The 6,515-nt window shown below is 59.5% G+C and carries 5 protein-coding genes; 3 read left to right on the top strand and 2 right to left on the bottom strand.

Annotation, left to right across the window (positions count from 1 at the left end; all coding sequences use genetic code 11):
* Together VGG64_18990 and VGG64_18985 are read right to left on the bottom strand one after the other, a co-directional pair.
* A partial coding sequence (locus VGG64_18990; protein HEY1601695.1) for a hypothetical protein occupies nt 1-233 on the bottom strand: 233 nt, incomplete at its 3' end.
* A gap of 223 nt (nt 234-456) precedes the next feature.
* Complete coding sequence (locus tag VGG64_18985; GenBank protein HEY1601694.1) at nt 457-912, bottom strand: GNAT family acetyltransferase; 456 nt, start codon at nt 910-912, stop codon at nt 457-459.
* A gap of 495 nt (nt 913-1,407) precedes the next feature.
* On the opposite strand from VGG64_18985, the gene glgA reads away from it, so the two are divergent.
* The 3 genes from glgA to galT all read left to right on the top strand — a co-directional run bounded on the left by glgA (nt 1,408) and on the right by galT (nt 6,353).
* Nucleotides 1,408-2,895, top strand: coding sequence for a glycogen synthase GlgA (gene glgA / locus VGG64_18980; GenBank protein HEY1601693.1), 1,488 nt, complete (start codon nt 1,408-1,410; stop codon nt 2,893-2,895).
* A gap of 106 nt (nt 2,896-3,001) precedes the next feature.
* Complete coding sequence (locus VGG64_18975) at nt 3,002-5,200, top strand: glycoside hydrolase family 57 protein (protein HEY1601692.1); 2,199 nt, start codon at nt 3,002-3,004, stop codon at nt 5,198-5,200.
* Nucleotides 5,201-5,312: 112 nt separating this feature from the next.
* Nucleotides 5,313-6,353, top strand: a complete 1,041-nt coding sequence (gene galT, locus VGG64_18970) for a galactose-1-phosphate uridylyltransferase (protein ID HEY1601691.1) — start codon at nt 5,313-5,315, stop codon at nt 6,351-6,353.
* Nucleotides 6,354-6,515: the final 162 nt, after the last annotated feature.

Genomic DNA, 6,515 nt, shown 5'->3' with positions numbered 1-6,515 from the left:
CCGTGCGGGTCGCCCAGTACGGTCACCTGCTCGGCGTCGTCTGCCGCGTTGTCGGTGTCTCGGGGGTCGTCGGCAGCAGAATTGCGGATCGTGGCGTTCACCAGCATATACGAGGGAAACAATTGCTGATCCCAGCCCGTGATGGTCGCAAAGGTTTCCTGCGCCGTACAGAACGGAGCGGCAGACAACGACAAGGCGATGGCAACGAATCCACGAAGTAGCGCGCGCGGCATGAGGCGGCCCCTAAGCAGGTGAAGAATTACCTGTCAAAAAGCTACTACCTGGCCCGCCGCGGGCAGAAAAAATGGCGGGTGACCAGATCCGCTTTATTGCCGCGGCAGTTGCCTCGGACGCGCGATCGCGCGAGCTCTGGCTATTGCGCCGGTTGTATGGCTCGCATTCGGGGGCCGCGAGCAACGGCGTGTGTCCGATTGTGGAAGGCAGTCTTGCGGGCAGTTAGCTGTCCGGCACGAGCCGCTTTCCCAAACTCACGACTTCGTCCCTGCAGAAGCCCAGGCGGCGGTAGAATTCGACGACGGCAACATTGTCCGTGCGAACTTGCAGGTTGATTTTGGGACAGCCCAAGTTCGCCAGCAGCCGTTCGGCGGCCGTCACGATCTCGCGCCCGAAACCTCGTCGCTGCTGCCCGGGATCGACGGCCAAATAATAGAGCCAGCCGCGATGGCCGTCGTAGCCGGCCATGACCGTGGCTACGACCTGTTCGTCCAGGGTGCCAACCAGGAACAACTCGGGCTGAACGCCCAGTTTCCGCCGAATATCTCGATTGGGGTCATTCCAGGGGCGCGTCAGGCCGCAACGATGCCAAAGCGCGACGACGGGCTGTTCATCGGCGGATTGAAACCTACGGATGTGCATGCCTGTCATAGGTCCGTTGAAAAAACGAAATCGCATCGATCGTCCGGTGTGGCAACCATCGACGACATAGAGACCGACAGACGGCCGGCGAGTGAAACGACTGGCCATCCTCCCGAGAGGGGTATTCACTCCTGCCTTTCCCGGCACAAGTCAGGCAGACATGGCACGGGCCGCACAGGTTCTCGACCATTTTTACAGCTTCCAATTTCGCGCGCGGGGGCCGTTCCATATGTGATGACCGTTATGATTTGACCCTCGTCTACAATTGTCGGACGGCGCGGGTCAGAAAAGCTCATCGGCGGCCGCAACTTCGCACGATCGTAGGAGTAGCGTAACAGAGGCAAACAACAGTAACTTTGACGACAGGCTGACGTAACTCTCGCAACTGCTGGTTTTTGCGCCGTGATCTGCTATGATTCCCTCGGTCCGGGCGGGCACGGACGATCGACGCCAAGCGGCTCTCGATAAAGGACTTCCGGCGACCAATTGCGTGACTTGCTGTCGGCCGCCGACGGATGGGAGCGACCCGGGATGAACATACTCCTGGCTACCAGTGAGGCGGTGCCTTTCGCCAAGACTGGCGGATTGGCCGACGTTTCTGGGGCGCTTCCGATCGAATTGGCTCGGCTGGGGCACTCGCCCGCGGTTTTCATGCCCGCCTATCGCCAGGCGTTGGCCTCGGGGCAACCTATCGAGCAGACGTCGATCGAATTCCAGATCCCGATCGGCAGCAAGACGGTCAAAGGGGGCCTGCTTCGCAGCCGCTTCCCCGGCACGCAGATCCCGGTCTACCTGGTCGATCAGCGGCAGTACTTCGATCGCGAAGGACTCTACGGCAGCGGTGGCCAGGACTACATCGACAATTGCGAGCGGTTCGTGTTCTTCAGCCGCGCGGTGCTCGAGGCGATTCGCCTGTTAGAGCTGCCGGTTGACGTGCTACACGCGAACGATTGGCAAACCGGCTTGCTGCCGGCTTACCTGAAAGTGGAATATCGAGGCGTGCCGCGCTACGAGCGCATCGCGTCGCTCTTTACGATCCACAACCTGGCCTTCCAGGGTCAGTTCTGGCATTGGGACATGCTGCTAACCGGATTGGATTGGAAGTACTTCAACTGGCATCAGATGGAGTTCTTCGGCAAGCTCAACTTGCTGAAGACCGGCCTGGTATTTGCCGACGCCATCAACACGGTCAGCCCGCGCTACGCCGAAGAGATTCAGGCCTCTTCTTTGGGTTGCGGTCTGGAAGGCGTTTTGCAACAGCGCCGTGCCATGCTGTCGGGCATTCTCAATGGCGTCGACTACACGCTGTGGAATCCGGCGAACGATTCCCATTTGCCGATCAAGTACGATGCCTCGACCGTCGTCTCAGGCAAATCAGCCTGCAAGGCGGCGCTACAGGCCGAGTTGGGGCTCGAGGTAGTCGCCGCGAAGCCGCTGGTGGGCATCGTTACGCGACTGACCGAGCAAAAGGGCGTCGACCTGATCACCAGCGTCATGCAAGAGTCGGTGCAGTCGGGTGATGTGCAATGGGCCGTGATCGGCACCGGCGATCGAAAGTACGAGCAACTTCTGACTTCGCTCGCCGATCGCAATCCGCAGAACGTGGCGGTCAAGCTGCAATTCTCCGAGGCACTTGCGCATCGGATCGAAGGAGGCGCCGACATGTTCCTGATGCCCAGCCATTTCGAGCCCTGTGGCCTGAGCCAGCTCTACAGTTTGAAGTACGGGACCGTGCCGGTGGTTCGCGCCACGGGAGGATTGGCCGACACGGTTGTCGACGCCACGCCCGAGGCCCTGTCGGCCGGCGCAGCTAATGGATTCAGTTTCCGCGAGTACAGCGTCATGGCCTTGGCCGAAACGCTGCGGCGTGCGGTGAACATGTACGGGCGGCCCGAGCTTTGGTCGCAACTGGTCGCCAATGGCATGCATCAGGACTGGTCCTGGAAACGCAGCGCAGAACAATACGTCAGCCTATATCGCCGCATCACCGCCCAGGTGTCACAAGGCGTTCTTGCTTGACGAGTGTCCAGCAGGGTCCACGAGGAAATCAGTTTAATCGCACGGCCGATTCGCCCCTGGCCGGTGGTTAACGCTTCCTCGCGCGTTCGGCACAAGGAGGATGGCCATGCACGACGTAGCTCTGGCTTTCATTTGGCATCAGCATCAGCCGTATTATCCGGACGATGTGAGCGGCGAAAACCCGATGCCCTGGGTGCGATTACACGCCACCAAGGACTATTGGGGCATGGCGATGCTGCTCCGCGAAGTTCCGGAGATGCACGCCACGATCAACCTGGTGCCGAGTCTGCTGTTGCAGTTGACGGCCTATACAGACCGCGGCGCGCAGGACGATCACTTGCGCGTGTCGCGTGCGCCGGCCGACGGGCTGAGCGAAGCCGACGTGACCTATCTGCTGGACAACTTCTTCATGGTCCATCCGGACCACATGATCCGCCCGTATCGCCGCTACCTGGAGTTGTATCAAAAGCGCGGCTTGTCGATTGATCCTGCGGCCCGCGCGGCCAAACGCTTCACGAAGCGCGACATTCTCGATCTGCAATGCTGGTCGAATCTTTCCTGGATCCATCCCCTGGCCTTCGAACAGGACAAGGATCTGGCCGATTTTCGCAAGAAGGGTAAGCACTGGACCGAAGCCGAAAAGCAATGGTTGCTCGAACGGCAAATGCGATTGCTGGCCGAGGTCATACCGCTGCACCGGGAACTGGCCGAAAGCGGCCAGATCGAACTCACCACCACGCCGTTCTATCATCCGATCCTGCCGCTGCTCTACGATAAACGCTTAGCGCGGCAAGCCATGCCGGACGTCACCTTGCCCAAGCATCTCGACGGCTATCGAGAAGATGCCGAGATGCAGATTCAGCGGGCCGTCGAATACCACACGCAACTCTTTGGCGAGAAGCCTGTGGGCATGTGGCCCTCGGAAGGATCGGTCTGCCAGCCGATGATCGCGGCCGTCGCCAAGGCGGGCATCCAGTGGATGGCCACCGACGAGGAAGTCTTGTCCCGTTCGACCGATGGCTGGGTGACGCGCGACGGACACGGGTACTTGCGCAATCCCGAAATGCTGTACCGACCGTGGCGCGTGGAAGAACGTGGCCAAAGCTTGCAAATGGTCTTTCGCGACCATGCCATGAGCGACCAGATCGGTTTCCATTACCAGCGCTATCAGGCCGATCAGGCCGTGGATGATTTTCTGGGCAAGATCGACGCCATCGGCCGGGCCACCACCACCAATGCCGGCCATCGTCCGACGCTGGTGAGCATCATTCTCGATGGGGAAAACTGTTGGGAATATTATCCCAATAGCGGCGTCGATTTTTTGCGCAGCTTGTATCGACGCGTCGGCACGCACCCCAAGGTCACGCCGGTGCGGGTCTGCGACTATCTGTCACGGCATCCGGCCACCGACAAGATCGGGCAGCTGTTTTCGGGCAGTTGGATTCAACACAATTTTGGCATCTGGATCGGCCACCCAGAATGCAATCGGGCTTGGGATTTGTTGTTCGAGACGCGCACACATTTGGTCCAGGCCGGCCGCAACGGCGATAAGACCCCTGCCCAACTGAAGCAAGCGTGGGAAGAGTTGTACATCGCCGAGGGGAGTGACTGGTTCTGGTGGTTTGGAGACGATCACTCGAGCGCTCAGGACGAGTTGTTCGATCGCTTGTTTCGGCGTCACCTGCAAAACGTTTATGCCTTGCTCGAAGACGCCGCGCCGGGCGAGCTCGCTCGTCCGATCAGCCAGGGACATCGCCAGACACAACTGTTTCTCGAACCGACGTCACTGTTGAACGTAAAAGTGGATGGCCGGCGGACCTATTTCGAGTGGCTCAATGCCGGCCACTACACCGCGACGGGCGCACGCGGCACCATGAGCATGGTCGCCGAAGGCCGCATCGCCGACTTGTACTTCGGATTCGACACGGAACGTCTCTTCCTGCGTTGTGACGGTCGCGGGGGAACCATTCGCGAACGACTGGCCGACGTCGATACGCTGAAGATCACCTTTCTCGATCCGCCCGGCTTCGAGTTGATCGTTTCACATCCCGGCTGGCAGGAACCGATCGTGCAGTTGTACCGCAACGACGTGCCGGTTACCGTCTCGGGCGTGCAGGCGGCGGCCGATATGATTCTGGAGGTGGCGATTCCTTTTCGCAGCCTGGCAGTTTCGATCGATGCGCCACTGCATTTTGTGGTGGAATTGTTGCAAGCGGACCAATCGATCGAACGGCTACCGCATGAGGGCGCGATCGAAACGTTCGTTCCCTCGCCCGACTACGAACTAATCATGTGGCAAGTATGAGTGCGAGATACCGCCGAGCGTGCAGCTACCATGGGCCAGATGGGCCAAACCGTCACGCGATTCATACATTTCGGGCCGCGTGCCTTGCGCGGCCATCGTTTAGAAAGTAACCATGCCAGACCTCCGCAAAGACCCGATTGTTGGCCGGTGGGTAATCATCGCCAAGAGCCGCGCCAAGCGGCCACACGATTTTGAATCCACGCCGCGCGTCCACGGCGGAAAATTCTGCCCCTTTTGCGAACATAACGAAGAGACCACACCCGGCGAGATCCTGGCGTACCGCAAGCCGGGCTCGCTGCCTAACCGCGAGGGGTGGCGCGTGCGCGTCGTGCCGAACAAGTTTCCAGCGCTCGAGATCGAGGGAGATCTGAACAAGCGCGGCGAGGGAATCTACGACATGATGCGCGGCGTGGGCGCCCACGAGGTGATCATCGAATCGCCGCAGCATGTGCTCAGCACCGCCGACTTGTCCGAAGAGACCCTGCGCGACGTCTTTTGGGCTTATCGCGACCGCCTCGTCGACCTGAAGAAGGATCGACGCCTGGTATACGGCATGATCTTCAAGAACGTGGGCGAAGCAGCCGGTGCCTCGCTCGAGCACACGCACAGTCAATTGATCGTCACGCCGATCGTGCCGATCAATGTCCGCGAGGAGATGATCGGCAGCCAGGAATTCTACAAGTATCGGGGGCGCTGCGTGTTTTGCGATATGGTGCAGCAAGAGCTAGCCACCGAAAAGCGGATCGTCATCGACACGCCGGGCTTCGTGGCATTCTGTCCGTTTGCGAGCCGGTTTCCCTTCGAGACCTGGGTGCTGCCCAAAAACCACTCCAGCCACTACGAAAACATTCAGAAAAACGGCGTCGAGGATTTGGCTCGCATCATGAAGCAAGTGATGGGAAAGATCGAGACGGCGCTTGACCGACCTGCGTACAATTACATCCTTCATACCAGCCCCTTTGACACACAGGAACTCAACCACTATCACTGGCACATTGAGATCATTCCGCGTCTAACGAAGACGGCAGGCTTCGAATGGGGATCGGGCTTCTACATCAATCCGGTGCCGCCGGAAGAAGCCGCCGCGTTCCTGCGAGAAGTCGACGTCGATGTACAAGAGCCGCGGACCTTGCCGGTCAGCCAGACTGGGTAAGGGCGCGATTGAAGAGAGTCGCTTTCCACTAGCGATTCTGCACTTGGTGATAATGCAGACTGTGACCATAACGTCAGTGATCAAGCTGTCAGCGACATGGATATCTTGTCGCTGGCGGTCGCATGGACGCCTTCAGGGCGGTATTTAATCAAAAGGAATTTT

This window comes from Pirellulales bacterium, from assembly GCA_036490175.1.
GTDB lineage: Bacteria > Planctomycetota > Planctomycetia > Pirellulales > JACPPG01 > JACPPG01.
This window is presented reverse-complemented; position numbering and strand designations above follow the sequence as displayed.

Bases quoted from the DNA above. Each gene is read 5' to 3' on its own strand.
- galT (HEY1601691.1), top strand. From the start codon at position 5,313: ATGCCAGACCTCCGCAAAGACCCGATTGTTGGCCGGTGGGTAATCATC.
- VGG64_18985 (HEY1601694.1), bottom strand. From the start codon at position 912: ATGCGATTTCGTTTTTTCAACGGACCTATGACAGGCATGCACATCCGT.
- glgA (HEY1601693.1), top strand. From the start codon at position 1,408: ATGAACATACTCCTGGCTACCAGTGAGGCGGTGCCTTTCGCCAAGACT.
- VGG64_18975 (HEY1601692.1), top strand. From the start codon at position 3,002: ATGCACGACGTAGCTCTGGCTTTCATTTGGCATCAGCATCAGCCGTAT.